At 46.7% G+C, this 760-nt stretch carries 1 protein-coding gene; it reads left to right on the top strand.

Going from position 1 to position 760, the window contains the following annotated elements; translation table 11 throughout:
- Positions 1 to 689, top strand: a 689-nt coding sequence (locus R7Q46_RS26640) for a S41 family peptidase (protein WP_318078150.1), incomplete at its 5' end; no start/stop codon positions are given.
- Between the last annotated feature and the right edge of the window lie 71 nt (positions 690 to 760).

Genomic DNA, 760 nt, shown 5'->3' with positions numbered 1-760 from the left:
GCGGCGGTTTAGTGCTGCAATCTTCTCAAGTGGGATACATGCTCAGCGGTGCGGATAAAAATCGTGTCTTTAGTGAGCTTATTCACAACGATAAGATCATGAAAACCATACCTAATGGCGACAATGTATACCCATTTACTAACGTAGCCATCGACTGGGCAGCAGGCAAGTTCTCAGACCAAGTGTTGCCTACTCTAGGCAAGCAGCAAGTTTATGTGCTGACCTCTGGCGGTACTGCCTCTTCAAGTGAATTACTGATGAATGCACTGCGCGGTATTGATGTTAATGTTATCCAAATTGGCTCAACCACAATGGGTAAACCTTATGGATTCGCACCCGAGCAGAACTGTGGCACCATGTACTACACCATTCAGTTTAAATCTGCGAACGAAAAACAATTTGGCGACTTTGCCGACGGTTTTGTTCCAACACCTAAGAGCCAAATTAGCCGCAGCCTTGGTTTAGATAATCGAGTTGAAGGTTGTTGGGTAGGTGACGACCTAACGAAGCCGCTAGGCGATACATCCGAGCGCATGCTATCTGCCGCACTCAACTACATGGATACAGGAACTTGTCCACAAGTGTCGCCTGCGAGTTTCAACACAATGCCACTTAACAGCGACTCTCCAGCACTTAAGGATCACCGTTCACCACTAAGAACAGAGGCTATACATGTTGAGATCAACTAGATCAAGGCGCGCAACAGCTATAAGACTTTGTGCTTGTCTTGGACTAACACTACCGATTTTGGGGTGTGAAG

The sequence above is a fragment of the Vibrio sp. 811 genome (assembly GCF_033339195.1).
This window is presented reverse-complemented; position numbering and strand designations above follow the sequence as displayed.